This window comes from Thermococcus sp. MAR1 (assembly GCF_012027305.1).
Classification (GTDB): domain Archaea; phylum Methanobacteriota_B; class Thermococci; order Thermococcales; family Thermococcaceae; genus Thermococcus.
Genome location: NZ_SNUF01000005.1, coordinates 1 through 521 on the forward strand (window position 1 = coordinate 1; position 521 = coordinate 521).

The window sequence follows — 521 nt, forward strand, 5'->3', positions numbered from 1 at the left end:
TGTGAAACTAATACACACATGAGACAAGCATTATTTGCAGCATTATTATTCTGCTGCTTTTCTTCTTTTTCGCAAGACACAACCATTACCAAACAAGATTTAAAAAGTGCTGCTAAACTGTTTGATATTTCTTTCACACAAAAAGAAATTGATACTATGTTTACTGATGTGAAAGATAATTATGAGAATTATAAACTCATGCATAAGCTTTCACTCAACAACAGCGTACCATTAAGTTTATGGCAAAGTCCTGTTTTACCGGGTATGAAGTTTAATGAAAAGCAGGAAGCTATTAACTGGAATATTCCTGCCAACGTTTCCCTTCCTTCCAACAAAAGCGATTTAGCTTTTTATTCTATTGAACAATTAGCATCGCTGATAAAGAATAAAAAAATTACATCTGTTGAGTTAACCAAGTTTTTTATTGAACGGTTAAAAAAATATGGTGATAGTTTACAATGTGTAATCTCCATAACAGAAGATATTGCTATGCAACAGGCAAAGCAGGCAGACGATGAATT

1 protein-coding gene is annotated in these 521 nt (G+C 32.6%); it reads left to right on the forward strand.

Annotated elements, in window-relative coordinates:
• Positions 1-521 (forward strand): hypothetical protein (locus tag E3E25_RS11285; protein WP_206204733.1); only part of this gene is annotated, 521 nt, incomplete at both ends.